The organism is Arthrobacter sp. SIMBA_036 (assembly GCF_046535135.1).
In the GTDB taxonomy this organism is placed as follows: Bacteria; Actinomycetota; Actinomycetes; order Actinomycetales; family Micrococcaceae; genus Arthrobacter.
Genome location: NZ_JAWRXG010000143.1, coordinates 1 through 275, shown reverse-complemented (window position 1 = coordinate 275; position 275 = coordinate 1). Strand labels below are relative to the sequence as shown.

At 57.8% G+C, this 275-nt stretch carries 1 protein-coding gene; it reads right to left on the bottom strand.

The genetic code is table 11. The features are described 5' to 3' along the window. A partial coding sequence (locus SB659_RS19425) for an amidase family protein (protein ID WP_410551584.1) occupies window positions 1-224 on the bottom strand: 224 nt, incomplete at its 3' end. Window positions 225-275: the final 51 nt, after the last annotated feature.

The window sequence follows — 275 nt, the reverse complement described above, 5'->3', positions numbered from 1 at the left end:
CCAAACAACCAGGACCCGGCTGTTGTCGGCAAGCCCTTCACATCGATAACGTCCTTGATGACGATCGGTATGCCGTGGAGCGGCCCCAAACGCTTGCCCGCCCGTAGCGCTGCCTCAGCTGTTTGGGCAGCTTCCAACGCCTCGGCCGCCGCGACAAAGATCAATGCACGATTTTCGGTGTTTTGCTCCTTGATCCGCTGTAGACAATCTTCGATCAAGGCCACAGGAGATAGCCCGTCAGCGAATCGGCCGTGTATTTGGGCAATCGTCTGAGG